The organism is Arthrobacter sp. Bi83, from assembly GCF_918698095.1.
In the GTDB taxonomy this organism is placed as follows: domain Bacteria; phylum Actinomycetota; class Actinomycetes; order Actinomycetales; family Micrococcaceae; genus Arthrobacter.
This window is the reverse complement of sequence record NZ_CAKKLY010000031.1, coordinates 1-16,380: the sequence shown is the minus strand read 5'-3', so window position 1 is coordinate 16,380 and position 16,380 is coordinate 1. Positions and strand designations below refer to the sequence as shown.

At 65.6% G+C, this 16,380-nt stretch carries 16 protein-coding genes; 4 read left to right on the top strand and 12 right to left on the bottom strand.

Annotated elements, in window-relative coordinates; translation table 11 throughout:
• Window positions 1–103: 103 nt before the first annotated feature.
• Window positions 104–400 (top strand): antibiotic biosynthesis monooxygenase, encoded by a 297-nt coding sequence (locus tag LQ144_RS14785; RefSeq protein WP_230119459.1) that lies wholly within the window; start codon window positions 104–106, stop codon window positions 398–400.
• An 81-nt stretch (window positions 401–481) separates the two neighbouring features.
• Here the strand turns inward: LQ144_RS14785 and LQ144_RS14780 are convergent, their stop codons facing one another.
• A complete protein-coding gene (locus LQ144_RS14780) occupies window positions 482–2,704 on the bottom strand; it encodes a S9 family peptidase (protein WP_230119458.1) in 2,223 nt (740 codons plus the stop codon).
• Between the two features lie 961 nt (window positions 2,705–3,665).
• Here LQ144_RS14780 and LQ144_RS14775 point away from each other — a divergent pair.
• Window positions 3,666–4,004 (top strand): hypothetical protein, encoded by a 339-nt coding sequence (locus LQ144_RS14775; protein WP_230119457.1) that lies wholly within the window; start codon window positions 3,666–3,668, stop codon window positions 4,002–4,004.
• A 169-nt stretch (window positions 4,005–4,173) separates the two neighbouring features.
• Here the strand turns inward: LQ144_RS14775 and ctaD are convergent, their stop codons facing one another.
• The 4 genes from ctaD to LQ144_RS14755 all read right to left on the bottom strand — a co-directional run bounded on the left by ctaD (window position 4,174) and on the right by LQ144_RS14755 (window position 7,733).
• Window positions 4,174–5,922 carry a cytochrome c oxidase subunit I gene (ctaD, locus tag LQ144_RS14770; protein ID WP_230119456.1) on the bottom strand — a complete coding sequence of 583 codons (1,749 nt, stop codon included), beginning with the start codon at window positions 5,920–5,922 and terminating at the stop codon, window positions 4,174–4,176.
• A gap of 34 nt (window positions 5,923–5,956) precedes the next feature.
• Window positions 5,957–6,418 carry a DUF4383 domain-containing protein gene (locus tag LQ144_RS14765; protein WP_230119455.1) on the bottom strand — a complete coding sequence of 154 codons (462 nt, stop codon included), beginning with the start codon at window positions 6,416–6,418 and terminating at the stop codon, window positions 5,957–5,959.
• 27 nt (window positions 6,419–6,445) lie between these two features.
• The gene (locus tag LQ144_RS14760; protein WP_230119454.1) at window positions 6,446–6,868 is read right to left on the bottom strand and encodes a hypothetical protein; all 423 of its coding nucleotides are present in this window, start codon (window positions 6,866–6,868) and stop codon (window positions 6,446–6,448) included.
• 211 nt (window positions 6,869–7,079) lie between these two features.
• Window positions 7,080–7,733: a hypothetical protein gene (locus LQ144_RS14755; RefSeq protein WP_230119453.1), complete on the bottom strand. Its 654-nt coding sequence runs from the start codon at window positions 7,731–7,733 to the stop codon at window positions 7,080–7,082.
• Between the two features lie 221 nt (window positions 7,734–7,954).
• Between LQ144_RS14755 and LQ144_RS14750 the strand changes: the two genes are divergently transcribed.
• On the top strand, window positions 7,955–9,367 hold the full coding sequence (locus tag LQ144_RS14750; RefSeq protein WP_230119452.1) for an extracellular solute-binding protein: 1,413 nt from the start codon (window positions 7,955–7,957) through the stop codon (window positions 9,365–9,367).
• A gap of 39 nt (window positions 9,368–9,406) precedes the next feature.
• Here LQ144_RS14750 and LQ144_RS14745 read toward each other — a convergent pair whose 3' ends face one another.
• Complete coding sequence (locus LQ144_RS14745; protein WP_230119451.1) at window positions 9,407–10,429, bottom strand: NAD(P)H-hydrate dehydratase; 1,023 nt, start codon at window positions 10,427–10,429, stop codon at window positions 9,407–9,409.
• Window positions 10,407–11,165 carry a histidine phosphatase family protein gene (locus LQ144_RS14740; protein WP_230119501.1) on the bottom strand — a complete coding sequence of 253 codons (759 nt, stop codon included), beginning with the start codon at window positions 11,163–11,165 and terminating at the stop codon, window positions 10,407–10,409. The genes LQ144_RS14745 and LQ144_RS14740 overlap by 23 nt, the downstream gene beginning before the upstream one ends.
• A gap of 262 nt (window positions 11,166–11,427) precedes the next feature.
• Here LQ144_RS14740 and LQ144_RS14735 point away from each other — a divergent pair, with 262 nt between their 5' ends.
• Window positions 11,428–11,904 (top strand): hypothetical protein, encoded by a 477-nt coding sequence (locus LQ144_RS14735; RefSeq protein WP_230119450.1) that lies wholly within the window; start codon window positions 11,428–11,430, stop codon window positions 11,902–11,904.
• A gap of 180 nt (window positions 11,905–12,084) precedes the next feature.
• Here the strand turns inward: LQ144_RS14735 and LQ144_RS14730 are convergent, their stop codons facing one another.
• From LQ144_RS14730 to LQ144_RS14710, 5 genes are all read right to left on the bottom strand, one after another.
• Window positions 12,085–13,338, bottom strand: a complete 1,254-nt coding sequence (locus LQ144_RS14730) for an Nramp family divalent metal transporter (protein WP_230119500.1) — start codon at window positions 13,336–13,338, stop codon at window positions 12,085–12,087.
• Between the two features lie 127 nt (window positions 13,339–13,465).
• Window positions 13,466–14,443, bottom strand: a complete 978-nt coding sequence (gene trxB, locus LQ144_RS14725; RefSeq protein ID WP_230119499.1) for a thioredoxin-disulfide reductase — start codon at window positions 14,441–14,443, stop codon at window positions 13,466–13,468.
• A gap of 130 nt (window positions 14,444–14,573) precedes the next feature.
• Entirely contained in the window at window positions 14,574–15,221 is a 648-nt protein-coding gene (locus LQ144_RS14720) for a PAS and ANTAR domain-containing protein (RefSeq protein WP_230119449.1), read from the bottom strand.
• Between the two features lie 25 nt (window positions 15,222–15,246).
• Entirely contained in the window at window positions 15,247–15,399 is a 153-nt protein-coding gene (locus LQ144_RS14715; protein WP_230119448.1) for a hypothetical protein, read from the bottom strand.
• Between the two features lie 158 nt (window positions 15,400–15,557).
• A partial coding sequence (locus LQ144_RS14710) for an LCP family protein (RefSeq protein ID WP_230119447.1) occupies window positions 15,558–16,380 on the bottom strand: 823 nt, incomplete at its 5' end.

The window sequence follows — 16,380 nt, the reverse complement described above, 5'->3', positions numbered from 1 at the left end:
CAATAGTAAGCATGATGATCAATTTTCGGCAGCTGACGTCCACCGGGAAGCGTCGGTCGGGATCCATGAAGCCGTAACGGTGCCCTGCTGGAATACTGGCACGATGATCACCGAGCACGCACTCCTGCCCGTGACGCCCGGCCGGGAGCAGGACTTCGAAGTTGCCTTCGGCCGGGCGCGCGGGATCATTTCCTCCATGCCCGGATTCCGGAGCCTGCGGCTGTCACGGTCAATGGAATCCCCGAGCACATACCTGTTGCTCGTCCAGTGGGACCGCCTGGAAGACCACACGGTCGGCTTCCGGGAATCAGTCCAATACCAGGAGTGGAAGCAGCTCCTGCATCGCTTTTACCAGCCGTTCCCCGTCGTGGAGCACTTCCAGGAAGTGTTTGCGGACTAACGGGGGACCCGGGACCCCGCGGACTACCGGGGCACCCGGGATTCCGGGGACCTCGCAACTCGATGGTTACTCCGTGCGGGGTTATTTGAGCCCTGCGCCCGGCAGCAGCTCCTTGGCTCCGAGGGAGTCGGCGATGAAGGCGTAGTCCCAGGCCCGTTCGCGCCACTGCACGTACCGGCCGGAGGCGCCGCCGTGGCCGCCGTCCATCTCGATCTTCATGACGATCGGCTCTGTGCCGGTGGTCTTGCTGCGCAGCTCCTGCACCCACTTGGCGGGCTCGACGTAGAGTACGCGGGTGTCGTTGAAGGACGTCACGGCGGCGATCTTGGGGTAGGCGGCCGCACGCACGTTCTCGTACGGAGTGTAGGACTTCATGTACTGGTACACCTCGGGGTCGGTGATGGGGTTGCCCCATTCCTCCCACTCGAGTGCAGAAAGCGGCAGCTCGGGGTCCAGGATGGTGTTCAGCGCGTCCACGAACGGCACTTCCGCCACCACGGCCGCATACTTCTCCGGGGCAAGGTTGGCCACGGCGCCCATGAGCAGGCCGCCCGCGGATCCGCCCAGCGCCGCGATCCTGTCCGGTGCTGCCCAGCCCGATGTAGCCAGCCAGTCCGTGGCCGCGATGAAGTCTGTGAAGGTGTTTTTCTTGGTGAGCTTCTTGCCGTTCTCGTACCAGTGCCGGCCCAGCTCGCCGCCGCCGCGGATATGCGCAATCACGAAAACAACGCCGCGGTCCAGCAGTGACAGCCGGGCAATGGCGAAGCCCGGATCCATGCTCAACTCGTACGAGCCGTAGCCGTACACCAGGCCGGCCGCAGTGGAGTCCCGTGCAACCGACGTGTGCCGCAGCACCGAGAGGGGAATCCTGGTGCCGTCGGCCGCCTCTGCCCACTCGCGCGTGGCCACGTAGTCGGACCCGTCATAGCCGCCGAGCACCGGGCTTTCCTTGCGCAGCAGCAGCTCACCCGCGGGCCGCTCCGGGGTGGGCAGCACGAAATCGTAAACTCGTGACGGTGTGAAGTAGGACGTGTAGCCCAGCCGGATCACGGGGGCCTCGTAGTCGGAGCCGCCCACGCCTGCCGTGTAGAGCTCCTCGTCGAACGCCGGTTCCACAGGGGCTTCCTGGCCGGGCGTTCCCAGACCGGCCAGGGGAATCACCTGGACGCGCTCGATGGTGTCCTTCCGGATTGAAACAACCAGGTGCGTGGAGGTGACGCCCGCACCGTTGACCCGGACCTCGTCGGAATGCTCGACGACGGTGGTCCATCGCTGCTCGGCCAGCGGCTTCGCGAATTCGGCCGGGTCCACGAGCGAAACCATCGAGTTCACGGCGTTGCGGTTGTGGGTGATGACGACGCGCTCCCCGCCGTCGAGCAGGAACGGTTCTGCCTCGTAGAGGACACGTTCGTCGCGGGAGATCACGGTGGTGAGGGCGGCTTCGGGATCGTCAAAGCGCAAAAGGCGCGTTTCGCTGTACTCCGAGCAGCCGATGCCCAGCACGAGGTGACGCCTGTCGGACGAGAGCTCAAAGCCCAGCCACATGGCGACGTCGTCCTCCTGGTAAACCACCTCGTCGTCGGTGACCGGCGTGCCCAGGACGTGGGCCTTGACCTGGTACGGGCGCCAGGAATCATCCACGACCGTATAGAAGATCCGGGTGCCGTCGGGGGAGAAGGAGACGCCGTAGAAGACATTCTCGATGACGTCCGGAAGCAGCTCACCGGTGCGGAGGTCCTTGATGCGCAGGGTGAAGCGCTCGTCGCCGGAGTTGTCCACGGCGTAGGCGTACAAATGACCGTCCACGGTGACAGCGGAGCCTCCCACGGAGAAGAAGGGCTTGCCTTCGGCCTCCACGTTGCAGTCAAGCAGGACTTCTTCGCCGGGAATTTCGACGCCGGCCTCCACTGCCGGGGGAGTCCAGTCGGCCACGCGGTTGCCGGTGTCCTGGGCGCGGACGCGGCACTGGATGCCGTACTCCTTGCCTTCGACCGAACGGCTGAAGTACCACCAGGCATCCTTGCGGTTGGGGACGGACAAGTCTGTCTCCTGGGTGCGGCCCTTGATCTCCTGGAAGATGGCATCCCGCAGCGGCTCCTGGTGGGCGGTGACGGCTTCCTGGTAGGCGTTTTCGGCCTTCAAGTGGGCCACGACCTCGTCGGATTCCTTCTCCCGGAGCCACTCGTAGTTGTCCACGAAGGTGTCGCCGTGGTGGGTGCGCTCTGTCGGCACTTTCTTGGCGACCGGCGGCGCCGGGGAGGCGGCGGCGGAGTCTGCGGAGTGCTGCAGTGGAGTCTGGGTCATTCCTTCAATATATAGATCCGCACTGACATTTTGGCGGCCGTTCGCTACCGGGGGAGAGGGCCGTGGTGGCTAACATGTTTTGGCACCTGACAGCGATGCCCCTGCCCACGCATACGAGGTATTCGGAGAGCTTGGCTTCCCTACGGCGTCAGGCGGGGATGGATGAGTGGGATGGTTCCGGGTTCCGTCCGCGCCCCATTGAGCGGACGGAACCCGAGCCAGGGTTACGTGTTCGTGCCGTCGCGCTGAGTGGCGCTGAACACCAACTTCACGGTTGCCGACTTGTTGCCCGGGAAGCCTGCGGACTTGCTTTGTCCGATGAGCCTTACTTTCATGCAAAACCCTTTAGAACCTGCAGGGATTCCATCAAGATTGGCTCAAGATAGCGTCAGGCGCAGGGCGTTGGGGATATTTGTGACGGCGCCAGCATGGAATAGGCCCACCGAGTACGCTGTCTTCGCCGCGGGCCCCGGGCGTATCCTGAAGTCGCGTCCGCAAACCGGAACCAATCCAGCAGCCGAGGGGCAGCCATGACCATTCCGCCAGTGCACGAGCCCGAGCCGTTCCCGCCGGAACCGGGCCCCGATCCGATGTCGCCGCACCCGAACGGCCCTGATCCCTCCGGCCCCACGCCGCCGAGTCCGTTCCCGGTGCCGGAGCCGCCTGGACCGCTTCCTGTGCCGGACCCCGGGCCGGCCCCGCTGCGTCCGGACCCCACCCGAGACTAAGCTGCCCGCCGATACAACGCACCGGCCGGTTGCGCTTGCCGGTCGTCCGCGGGTTGAGCCTGCTGAGAATCGGCTTTCGACGGGCGAAACCAGCGGCCTTGATTGCTGTCGGCTCAGTCACCCGTAAACCGGTCTTCCCGCAACATTCAGACTTTTCCTGTTACCTGCATCACATTTGGGTTAGGGTTGTCTTCGGTCGCAGCGTCGCGGCCGTGCATGAGGGGAGATGTTCGTTGAACCATAAGCTCAAGGTCCTGGTCCGGCTGGATCTGGAATGCGGCGAAGCTCAGGTTGCCGCCCAAGGAAATGTAACCGCCCGAAGCATTCAAGCTCTGTACGTCGTCATGAAGCGCGCCAACCACCTCAAGCAGGGACTTCAGCTTGTTGTGGACGTCAGCCACGCGCGTGTTGAACCCTCCGCACTGGAGGAGCTCCGTGAATGCTCCAAGACCCACCACTTGCCACGCTCGATCGACCCGCTGCAGTCCGAGTGCAACGTCCGCGTTCTGGCACCGGCCGACGGCGGTTCGGGAACCGCCGCTTCGACGGCACCGCTGGCGGTGGCTGCCTAGTACTGGCGGCTGCTTAAACATCACCTGCTGCCCGGCATCGCCGCAGATTTCCTATCGTCGCCGCATTCGGCGAGTAGGAAATTTTACGCGGGCGAACCGCCGTCGACGTCAGCTGTTCAGCCAGCCGCCAGCCAACAAGGCACCAACTCAGCCGCCAGCAGGCCGCAAATCACTTGTCGGGATCGGGGTTCCGCACGTCGCGGGACCCGATGTCCGCTGCCCCGAGCACCTCAGCCACGGGAGCGTGCGTCGTATCGTGTTCGCGTATCCGAATCTCAGGGTGGTGCAGGTCCAGTGCCGGACGCTCCGAGCGGATGCGCGGCAGGGACGTGAAGTTGTGCCGCGGTGGTGGGCAGGACGTGGCCCACTCCAGTGATGCGCCGAAGCCCCACGGGTCATCGACCATGACTTTTTCGGTGCTGCGGGCGGTGATGTAGACGTTCCAGAAGAACGGGATCAGCGACGCACCGAGCAGATACGAACCGACCGTCGAGAACTGGTTCATCCATGTGAAGTTGTCCTGTGGCATGTAGTCGGCGTAGCGGCGGGGCATGCCTTCCACGCCGAGCCAGTGCTGGATCAGGAACGTGCCGTGGAAGCCGAGGAACAGCATCCAAAAGTGGATCTTGCCGAGCCGTTCGTTGAGCATCTTCCCTGTCCACTTCGGCCACCAGAAGTAGAAGCCGGCGAACATCGCGAACACCACGGTGCCGAACACCACGTAGTGGAAGTGCGCCACCACAAAGTAGGAGTCCGAGACGTGGAAGTCCAGCGGCGGCGACGCCAGGATGATGCCGGTGAGGCCGCCGAAGAGGAACGTAATGATAAAGCCGAGGCTCCACAGCATGGGGGTCTCAAACGTCAGCGAGCCGCCCCACATGGTGCCGATCCAGTTGAAGAACTTCACACCCGTGGGCACGGCGATGAGCATGGTCATGAAGGCAAAGAACGGCAGCAGCACCGAGCCGGTGACGTACATGTGGTGCGCCCACACGGTCACGGAGAGGGCCGCAATTGAGATCGTGGCGTAGACCAGGCCCTTGTAGCCGAAGATCGGTTTGCGGCTGAACACTGGGAAGATCTCGGAGACGATGCCAAAGAACGGCAGCGCGATGATGTACACCTCGGGGTGGCCGAAGAACCAGAACAGGTGCTGCCACAGAATGGCGCCGCCATTGTCCGGATCGTAGATGTGCGCACCGAAGCGGCGGTCCGCCCCCATCGCGAACAGTGCTGCGGCCAGCGGCGGGAAGGCCATAATCACCAGAACAGCCGTGATCAGCGTGTTCCAGGTGAAGATCGGCATGCGCCACATGGTCATGCCCGGGGCGCGCATGCAGATGATGGTGGTGATGAAGTTGACCGCGCCGAGGATGGTGCCGAAACCGGACAGCGCCAGGCCAAACACCCACAGGTCCCCGCCGATCCCGGGGGTGAACGTCGTGTTGTGAAGCGGCGCGTACGCGAACCAGCCGAAGGACGCCGCGCCCTGCGGGGTGATGAAGCCGGAGACGGCGATGGTGGAGCCGAACAGGAAGAACCAGAAGGCCAGCGCGTTCAGACGGGGGAACGCGACGTCAGGGGCGCCGATCTGCAGCGGCATGATGACGTTCGCGAACCCGGCAAACAGCGGGGTCGCGAACATCAGCAGCATGGCCGTGCCGTGCATCGTGAACAGCTGGTTGTACTGCTCCTTTGTCTGCAGGATCTGCATGCCCGGCTCAAACAGCTCGGCACGGATCAGCAACGCCATCACGCCGGCGAGGCAGAAGAACACGAAGGACGCGATCAGGTACATGTAGCCGATAATCTTGTGGTCCGTGGACGTGATCCACCTGACCACCATGCTGCCCTTCCGCCGGGGCACCACATCGGGAACTCCGGCGGCGGTCAAACCTGGTTGTTGATATGCGGTCATTGTCAGCCACTCCCTGGCATCGCGCTTCAGGTATTCAGCCCCGTACTGCTCCGCGGACGGTGGTGCTTTCGCGGGACAGCAGCAGTGCCAGCGCGATCATGCCCACGCCCAGCAGGAAATGCAGCCAGTTGTCCGCGGTATTGACCGGGACAAAGTTTGCTGCGGATTCGTGGCCCACGATCAGTCCGTACAGCCAGAGGATCAGATAAACAATTCCGCCGTAAAGGAGGAAGTTCTTTGCCTGCGCGGGCGTGCGGCCCATCAGGATGCCGGCCACACCGAAGAGCATATGGACGATATTGTGCAGGATGGAGACTTGGAACACACCCAGGAGCATTGCTTCCGAGGCGTGCCCGGCGAGGCCCAGCGACCCGAAGTTGCTGGTGATTCCGGGAATGAAGCCAAGAATGCCGACGAGCAGGAACACTGCCCCGACAGCTTGGGACGCCAGCTGGAGCCTGGTTCGGGCACCGGCAGCGGCGTGGGTCATAGCCATGTTGCACTCTCCTTACCTAGTGGCCGGTCAGTCCGGCACCTCCATCTGGAACCCGCAACCGCAGCGCAGGAGGCGCGTGGGCAGATGGACGTCGTGGATGGTGTGGCGCCGGGACAGCTCGTGGCCGTAGATGCTGCTGGTTCCGGAGCTGACGGAGATCATAGGCGTGCCGCAGTGGAAGTATTCACCGCCGAACTGCAGAACGCCCATCACCTGGCCGTGACGGTTCAGGACGGCGGCGACGTCGTGCACGCTCGCCGCGTGGGCGTAGAAGTAGTCGCATTCAACACAGGTATAGGACACATCCACTAGGCCCTCTTGAGGGGGGTGCAAAGCTTCGATGGATTCGACGATCAGGTGCTCGTCGGTCTGGCATTCAGGGCACCACAACCGATCGCCCGACGGCCTGTGCATCCCGCCGGGAAGGGGGGCGTTGGAGATGGTCGACATTGACGCGCTCCTGTTTAAGGGGATCACTGCGCCCTGACTGCTAGAGCGCGATCCCACGCTTAAAATAACCCCCGCGTGCCCGGCAAACAAGAGCAGGGCACAGCCGGCGAAGGGCGCCGGGTTTAAGCCGGCTCTCACGGGTGCCTGCAACGCCTGCTGAGCCCGCGAAACGGGCTGCCCTGACGTACCGCGATGCCTGACGGCACCCGGGCTACAGGCGTTCTGCGTCGTCCTGTGGCGCCGGGTTCCGTGGCGGGAGGTGCTGAGGCGCCGGGCTCTGCCGAGACGCTTTCTGTTGCGCCAGGCCTTGCGGCCCAGGGTCTTGCGGGGCCGCGCCTGGCTGAGCAGGACCCGGCTGCGTAGGGCTTGGCCCGGCACCCTCCTCACGCCTCAGCAGATAAAGTGCCCACTTGCCGCCGGCGGCACCTGAAATGAAGTAGAACGCAACCACCACGGCCGTGACCGTGGTCAGCGACGCGAGGAGCTGGTCCGAGAGGAGGATGCGATTTGGGCCGGGGGTGAAGAAGACGGCCCAGGAGACCAACACAAGATAGAGCAGCACCACCGTGGCCGCGATCGCGTCCCGGATGGCTTCGGCTTCAGGAAGCTTCCGGTCATCGCGCTGATGTGTCCAGACGCCGAAGAAAGTGATGACGATGAGCAGCCCGGCTCCCAAGAGGTAGCCAAGATCCTCGAAGAGCCACGTTTGCCGGCCCTGGATCGCAATCTTGTAGGACACGTTCTCGGCGATGGGCGCGAGGAAGACAACCAGAAAGTCAGGGAGGATGACCCGGCGCAGGAGCGGATCGCGGGTGCGGCCATGCGCTGGGCCGGGGCCAGGCCCATTGGTTCGATGGTCAGTCATGCCATGTCCACCCATCTCCAGGTCTTCCCGAATATGTGTGGCCAGTGTGACCCTCCACCGAACCTGCGTCAACCCGGCGAAGACACAGACTAGAGCCCGACTGCTGACAGGACGCCTTCACTTGGATACGCTGGAAAAACAAGTCTCTGGATGAAACTCCGGTCGCACCCAGGGACTTTCGAACACCTATCTGCGGGCACCTCCACGGCAGGAGCACCGAGGTGAACAGAACCAGAGGGCGGGCCAACGTCGGCTTCGTCGCTGCAGTTTCCTTGGCTGCAGGGATTCTCACTTCCTGCACGTCCAGCGGAGGCCCGAACGGTCCCCCTCCTGATGCATCTGACCCCCACGGCATCACGGTCTGGACCGCGGATACCCTCCCGGATCGCCTGGCCAAGACCAGGGGGATGCTCGAGAAGTTTGCCTCCGCCTCCGGTGTGACGGTGGACCTCGTGAGCGTACCCGCCCACCGGTTCAACCAGGTCCTTACGTCGTCAGCCGCGTCCGGTGACCTGCCCGACGTCATAGGCGGCATTTCGCTAGGCAACGTCCGCACGGCGGCTGCCGGTGACCTCATCAACGTCGAGGCCAACGCCAAGGTCATCAGCAACCTGGGCGAGAGTACGTGGTCCCCGCGCTCGCTGGAGCTGACCCGCGACGGGACCCAACAGCTGTCCGTGCCCGATTCGTCCTGGCAGCAGCTTCTTTATTACCGAAAAGACCATTTTGCCCAGGCTGGTCTGAGGGCGCCGGCTACCTATGGTGACATCCAAGCTGCCGCCCAAAAGCTGCACACTCCGCAGCTGGCAGGCTTCGTGGCGGCGAACAAGAGCCAGGCCTTCACGCAACAGTCGTTTGAGCACATCGCCCAGGGCAACGGCTGCGAGATGGTCAATTCGAAGAGCAGCGTCACGTTCGACAGCCCTCAGTGCGTGGGGGCGCTCCGCTTCTACCGCGACATGCTGACGAACTATTCCGTTCCCGGGATTCAGGACACAGACACTGTGCGGGCCGCGTACTTCGCCGGAAAGGCCGCCATGGCCGTCTGGCCCACGTTCATGCTCGACGAACTGGCGGGCCTTCGCAACGACGCCAGGCCAAACTGCCCCGAATGCAAGGCCGACCCCGCGTTCCTCGCCAGGAACACCGGCGTGGTCACCGGCATTTTGGGGTCAGGGGACGAGCCTGCGCAGTTTGGCGAGATCACGTCCTGGACCATTACCAAGGATTCTGACGCCGATCATGCGCGCCAGTTCGTGGAGTATGTCATGAGCGACGGTTACGCTGACTGGCTGTCCATTGCACCGGAGGAGCGGCTTCCGGTCCGTGCCGGCACTGAAGCCAACCCCACGCAGTTTGCCGATGCCTGGCGGGCATTGCCGGCCGGCCTGGGCAAGAAGGAACCACTGAGCAAGTTCTATGCACCGGACGTTCTCAGCGTCCTGCTGAAGGGAGTCGACGACGTCAAGCACTGGGGCATCATCCAGGGGCGGGGCGACCTTGCCGGTGCCGCGCTGACGGAACTGCCCGTCGCCAAGGCCGTTCATGACGTCACCGCCGGGAAAGTGGACCCCAAGACTGCCGCCAAGACGGCAGCCGCTTCCCTCCGCTCCATCCTGGGGTCGCTGAACTGAGGCCCCCGCCCAAGTATTCAGTGCCCAGGTATTCAGTGCCTAGGTATTCAGTTCCATCATGAGCGGTGGCAGCTCGTCCGCCAGTTCCCGTGCCAGGAAACCCAGGCTCCCCAGCCGGCTCGCGAGCCTGTCCGCGGCCGCAGCGTGAAGGTGGGTGCCCCAGCAGGCGGCCTGCGCGTCGGTGGTGCCGCGGGCCCGCAGCCCGGCGATGGCACCGGCCAGGATGTCGCCGCTTCCCGAAGTCCCGAGGCCACCGTAGCCGGTGGTGATCTCCCAACGGTCCGCGGCTTCCGGGGCGTCGCCGCCCGGCGGCCGGGCGATCAGGCCCTGGCAGCTCACCACGGCGCGGTACTTCTCAGCAATTTCGGCGACCGCGGCCGCCAGCTCGTCGTCGTCTCCCAGGCCGTCCTCGCGGCCCAGGAGGATTGCGGCCTCGGTCGGGTTCGGCGTCAGAATCAGGCGGCCGGCCCACGGCTCCAGTTCGCCCAGCAGCTTGGGCAGGCAGCCGAGCGCATAGGCGTCGAGGATCACCGTCGCTCCGGCATTCCCGCCGTCGGAATCCCCGCCGTCGGAATCCCCTCCGCCGGCACGCACCTCCGCCGTCCGCTCGGCCTCATGCCGCAGCAGCTCCCGCAGCAGCGCCTCGGTCCCGTCGATGTCGTCCAATCCGGGACCGATCAGGACGGCGTCCGCCGAATCCAGGTCCTCGAACAGGGCTTCGAGCCCCGCGGACCCCACGGATCCGCCGGCGGTTTCCCGCAGACCGATTACCCCGGCCTCCGGTAGCGTGACCGCCAGCTGAACGGCCACGGACTCGGCCACAGCCAGCGTCAGCCTGCCGGCGCCGGCCCGGAGTGCGGCGGTTCCGGCCAGCAGCGCCGCGCCCGGCGTGCGCCTGGCGCCGCCAATCACCAGCACCGCGCCACGCGAGTACTTGTCGGCTCCGGCAGAGGGGAGCGGCCAGTCCCGTAGAAGTGACGGCGTGATCTGCGCGGCGGAAGTGCCGGCCGGTGCAGCACCGGCAGCGTCGGAGCTGGCGTCAGCGTGGGTGGACACTGGCATCCCCTGCGTGCTCGGTCACCTGGACGCCGTGCTCGGTGAGATGGTCGGCCACATTGAAGCTCTTCAAGGTCCACGGCCCCACGCCCTCCGGCCGCACGTACCTGGTGACCGACGCGTTCAGGACGGTGGTGCTCGCGGCGAGATCCAGCAGCTCCTGCTCGGACATCCCTTCCAGGACGTAACGGAAGAGCAGCACCACGGCGTCGTGGCAGACCAGCATCACCCGGTGCCCGCTGCCCAGCGCGTTCAGTTCGCCGAGCACTGAGCGCAGCCGCAGCACCACGTCCGTCCAGGACTCCCCGCCCGGCGGGCGGTAGTAGAACTTACCCAGCCACCGCCGTCGTTCTGCCTCATCGGGGAGCCGGTTCTCCACGCCGAGGCGGGTGAGCATGTCCAAAATGCCGAGTTCGCGGTCCCGGAGGCGCTCGTCAGTGCGGACGGGCACGGGCCAGCCCGCCGCCTCGACGGCGATCTCAGCGGTCTGGTAGGCGCGCATGTACGGGGAGGAGATCACGACGTCGGGGCGCAGCTCTGCGGGGACCTGCGCCAGGGCGCGGCCCAGGGCCAGTACCTGCTCCCGCCCTGTGGCGGAGAGCTCGACGTCGGCGTCGCGGGCGGGGACGTCGATGACGTCCGCGCCGGATTCCTGGGCGGCCGTGGCAGCCACGTTCCCCTGGCTCTCGCCGTGGCGGATCAGGGTGAGCTCCACCGCTCCCGCTGTCCAGCCGGACGGCACGGTGCCGTCACTGCGTTGGGTCCCATTGTGCTTTCCGTCGTTGCCCACGATCTCCACTCCCGTTCGCCCTTGGCCTGCGAATGCTCCACGTTACTAGCGCCGTACCCGCACTGTCAGCAAAATAACCATCGAGGCGGCAGTCATGCGCGGGAACGGGCCGGCGTCCCGCGAAATCAGTTCCGGCGGCACCGGCGTGGCCCGCTGTGATGGGGCTACTGTGGCAAGGGTCGGCAGCCGCCGCGAATACCCTCAAGGAGGGTGCATGAACGCCAGTCAATCCAGTTCCGAACAGTTCGGCCAGCATTTGAAAAGCGTAGGAGGGTCAGAGGTGGACGTCACCGGCTCGGCTTATGCGGTCACCGAAGACGACACCGTGGAGAGTGTGGTGTCCGGCCTTCGGATCAAGCAGCAGAAGGACGGAGGAGTGGCCAGCGAGCCGTCCATTCTTCACGCTTCCGCCCAGGTCCTGATCAGCAGGCGGGATGAACACGATCCCGGCCATCACGCGGGAACGTCCCACCCGGGGCAGTACCAGCTGGACATCCATCTCGGGCACCACAGCACCCGGGAACCCATCCCGGAAACGGATCTCGAGGCGGCCCAGCTCTGGGCCCGCGGACGTATCGAGGCCGAGGGGGCGGACTTCGGGGCCATCTATTTCCCTGCCGGCGGAGGGGCCCAGCCGGGCACGGGTGCCCTGGAGTGCAGCTACGACCGTGCGGTGGGCTGGTACCGGTAGGGCGGCGCTGCGGCCGCGCCGTGGCCCGGCGTTAGCAGAAGGACCGCTAGGCTTGCCTGCCACGGGCCTGCCTGTCCGCTCTCCTAACTGGGTTGCGGCTAGAGCCATCTTGAGGCCTGAAAACGACCTTCACTGCGGCTCAGCTGGGTAGGAGCTCGGGCTTGCGGGCTGCGGGTGCGGTCAGGCCTGGCCCGAGATGGTCAGCGCGATGAGGACGCAGTTGAGGCCGACGATGAGCGTCGCGCTGGTCCAGCCGGCGATCTTCAGGGCCCGCGAGTCCGTGTGGATGCCCATGACGTCCCGCTTGCCGGTGAGGCGGATCAGTGGAATCAGGGCGAAGGGGATGCCGAAGCTCAGCAGCACCTGGCTCAGGACCAGCGCCAGGGTGGGTTCAATGCCGGCCCCAAGGATAATCAGCGCCGGGATGAGTGTGATCACGCGGCGGGTGAGCAGCGGCACGCGGATCTTCAAAAGCCCGCCCATGACGGTGGCGCCGGCGTAGCAGCCCACCGACGTGGATGCCAGCCCCGATGCCAGCAGGCCGATGGCGAAGATCATGCCGATGGTCGGGCCCAGGGCTGACGTGACGGCTGCGTGGGCGCCGGCAATGGTGTCCGTGCCCTCCACGCCGCGCAGGCTTGAGGCGGCAAGCAGCAGCATTGCGATATTGACGACGCCGGCCAGCAGGAGGGCGCCGGCCACGTCGAAGCGCGTGGCGCGGATCAGCCGCGTGCGCTCGGCGGGGTCCTCGGCATAGCCGTGCCGGTCCCGGGCCAGGGCCGAGTGCAGGTAGATGGCGTGCGGCATGACAGTCGCTCCCAGCATGCTGGCCGCGAGCAGGACAGTGTCCGTCCCCTCGAACCGCGGCACCAGGCCGGTCAGTGCGCTTCCGGCATCCGGGGGATTGACGAACAGGCCCGAGACGAACCCGACGGCGATGACTCCGAGCAGGATGACAATCGCGTACTCGAAGGACTTTTGGCTCCGGTGTGACTGCAGTGTGAGCAGCAGCATGGACGCCACGCCAATGATGATCCCGCCGGCCAGCAGCGGGAGTCCGAAGAGCAGGTTCAGGGCGACGGCGCCGCCGATGACCTCGGCCATGTCCGTAGCTCCGGCAACCACTTCAGCCTGTGCCCAGTACAGCCGACGTCGGCCGGTGCCGAGGCGCTTGCCGAGGATCTCGGGAAGGCTGAGGCCGGTGGCGAGTCCGAGCTTGGCGGACTGGTACTGCACCAGGACAGCCATGGCGTTGGCGGCAACCAGGACCCAGACCAACAGATAACCGAAGCTCGACCCCGCCGTCAGGTTGGCCGCGACATTGCCGGGATCCACATACGCGATCGCGGCGACGAAGGCCGGCCCAAGCAGCAGCAGGCGGGAAATCCGCCTACGCTTAATGGCGGGTGGCTGGGCCGTTGTGGGGGCGGCCATGCTTTTCTCCACGACGTCGGGGTTGTTCACCCCAACAGAATATCGCAAATTTAGGCAGACCGAAAAACCCGTCTTAGGACTGCAGAACTATTACGTCAGCCGGGCCGGGCGGATCCGGCGGCCAGATCTACGCGTGGGTGGGTTCCTCCACCAGCGCCGTGGCGATGCTGTCCGCATCGTCTAAGGCGGCGAGGTAGCGCTCCGCGTCGAGGGCGGCGGCGCAGCCCGTGCCGGCGGCGGTGATGGCCTGGCGGTAGCGGTGGTCCACCGCGTCGCCGCACGCGAACACGCCCGTCAGGTTGGTGACGGTGGTGGGGGAGTCCACCTTGATGTAGCCCTCGGCGTCCAGCTCCACCTGCCCGGCGACCAGTTCGGTCCGCGGCACGTGCCCGATCGCCACGAAGATTCCGGTGGCGCCCTGCTCCCGGGTTTCGCCAGTGCGGGTGTCCTTCAGCGTCACGCCGGTGACCTTGCCGTCGCCGTGGATGGCGCCGACGGCCGAGTGCCACGCGAAGCTGATCTTGGGGTTGTCCTTGGCGCGCTGGGCCATGATCCGGGAGGCGCGCAGTTCACCCTTGCGGACGACGACGGTCACGGACTTTCCGAAGCGGGTCAGGAACGTGGCTTCCTCCATGGCGGAGTCGCCGCCGCCCACCACGATGATGTCCTGGTCGCGGAAGAAGAACCCGTCGCAGGTGGCGCACCAGGAGACGCCGTGTCCGCTGAATTTCTTCTCCTCCGGCAGGCCGAGCTCCTTGTAGGCCGAGCCCGTGGCGAGGATGACGGCGGGTGCCTGGTGGGTCTCGCCGGCGCCGGTGGCCACGCGCTTGAGGTGACCCTTCAGCTGCACGTCAGTGACGTCGTCGAACACCACCTGTGCGCCGAACCTTTCGGCCTGCTGCTGCAGGCCGTCCATGAGCTCGGGACCCTGGATGCCGGCCGGGAAGCCCGGGAAGTTTTCGACGTCGGTGGTGTTCATCAGGGCGCCGCCGGCGGTGACGGACCCGGCCAGGACCAGGGGCTTGAGGCCGGCCCGTGCGGCGTAGATCGCGGCAGTGTAGCCGGCGGGGCCGGACCCGATGATGATCAGCTGTTCGGTTTTCACGTTGTCAGGGTTCACGGTCTTGGTGCTCACGGCTGGCTCCCTTTCGTCAGTCCTGGCGGTTTCGGCGGTCATGCGGTTCTCCTGAAGGTCTGCGGTGGTCCGGGGCGGAGCGCGAGGCCGAGCGCGCCGCTTACGCCGTCGGATCCAGCTGCTCCGTCTGGGCCTCCCAGCAGGAGATGGCCTCCGGAGCCTTCCCCCGGGTTGCTGCCTCAACCAGCTGCTCGGCCACGGTGGCCAGCTTGACGTTGGTGTGCTGGCTGCGGGTGGCCAGGACCCGGAATGCCTGGTCCGTCGTCCCGCCTTGCAGGCCCATGATGATGCCCTTGGCCTGTTCGATCACTTCCCGGCTGGCGTAGGTTGCCCGGATCGCCTCGGCGGCGGCGTGGCGGGTCTCCAGGGCCACCGTCCTGCTGAGGTCCACTGTGAAGCCGCGCAGTGCCGTGACTTTACCTGTGTCATCCAGACAGGCTTCGGCGGCGGTGAAGACACGGCGCTCCCGGCCCTTGCTGTCGATCACGCGGTGAAAGATTGCCCGCTGTCCGCCGTTCGAACTCAGCTCGGCGATCATCCGGCGGATGGGTTCCCGGTCCTGCGGATGCTTATGGGCCATCAACAGCTCCAGCGTCGGAACCACCTCGCCCGGGGTGTAGCCGTGGATGTGGAACACCTCCTCGGACCATTCAAAACGGCCGGAGGCGAGATCGAGAAGAAATGTTCCCGCCGGGCATTCCTCGCCGGCTTTCAGGGGAAACGAGTAGGTGCCAATTCCACGCAGCATCTTCAGCTCCATCGTCAACGGGGTGTCAGGGGATGCGTCGGCCGCCGGAACGGCTCAGGAAGAACAGCAACACGGCCACAATCAACAGAAAGGGCGCCACCCACAGCAGGAAGCCGACTGCTTTGACCGTGCCGCCAATGATCAGAAAGACCACCGCCGCGGCGGCAACGATCCACATAATTTTCTTCATTACCCTCACCAGTCCTGACCGTACCGAGTCGGCCCCGTTGCGGGGGATGAGCGACTATACATCCAGCCCAAACGGACTTGCAAGGAAGGGCTTCCGGCGCTTTACGCGACATTACGACGGCGCCCGGCCGGCTCCCGTCCGGAGCGTCACCCGCCGGCGTCGGGCGTTATCTGCGCGACGTACGCCGCCAGCGTGTCCTTCGCCAGGGCGGCGGCCACCGCGGCGATGGCGCCGGCATCCGGCAGGAGGATGGACTCCCCGGCGGTGGACACGGAGTCGCCGCCGGTGGGCAGTGTGAAGAACACCGCGTCCTGCTGCCGGATGTTGCGCAGGCTGAAGGCCAGGCCGCCGAACGCCGCGGCGTCGAATCCTTTGTCCACGCTGAGGAACGGGGCCGCCGCGCTCACCACGTTGTGCACTGTCAGCGGATTGGCCAGCGTGCCGCCGGTGAGGGTCTTGGCCACCAGTGCGCGGAGGAACTGCTGCTGGTTGCGGACCCGTCGGTAGTCGCCATCGGGAAATGCGTAGCGTTCCCGGACGAACTCCAGGGCGCGCTGGCCCTTGAGCCGGTTGATGCCGGCGGGGAAGTCCTGGTGGGTGTCATGCGTGGAGGTGAACGGCTCCTTGATGTCCACATCCACCCCGCCCAGGGCCTCGGTGAGCCCCCTGAAGCCTTCGAAATCCATCATCACCACGTGGTCGATGTGCTGGTTCAGCAGGAACTGCACGGTTTGCACCACCAGTGAGACGCCGCCCAGTCCCAGCGCCGCATTGATCTTTGCCTCGCCGTAGCCGGGAATGGTGACCCAGAGGTCGCGCATGAGCGAGATGCCGTACACGTGCTTGCCGTCCGCAGAGACGTGGACCAGCATGATGGTGTCCGCCCGCTGGTCGGTCGCGGCGCCGGGGCTGTTCTTCGCTTCGCGGCGGTCACTGCCCATCACCAGGATATTCATGGGCAGGGTGGGC